1 pseudogene is annotated in these 276 nt (G+C 62.0%); it reads left to right on the top strand.

The features are described from left to right. Positions 1 to 116 precede the first annotated feature (116 nt). Positions 117 to 276, top strand: a pseudogene (locus tag AUR66_RS21305) (ABC transporter permease); the annotation flags it as partial.

Genomic DNA, 276 nt, shown 5'->3' with positions numbered 1-276 from the left:
GCAGTGCGGCTAACTCGCTCTAGTGACTATTCGACGTGGGATGAGTCGAAACCGCCGAAACCACAGGAAACGATAGCCAAAGCGACGAAGGCGACCGAATCGAGGGGTGGCCATCAGTGAGTTGGCTCTACCGGATAGCGGGTCGGTTTCCGAGACTCGTCATCGCTCGCCGGAACATCTCTCGCGCGAAAGCCCGGTCGGTGCTCGCCGCCGCCTCCATCCTCATCGGGGTCGTTGCGATCGGTGCTATCGGAGCGGGGGGTGCGGCGTTCAAAC

This window comes from Haloferax profundi (assembly GCF_001469865.1).
Classification (GTDB): Archaea; Halobacteriota; Halobacteria; order Halobacteriales; family Haloferacaceae; genus Haloferax; species Haloferax profundi.
Note: the sequence above shows the minus strand (reverse complement) of the source record. Positions and strands in the feature narration are given on the sequence as shown.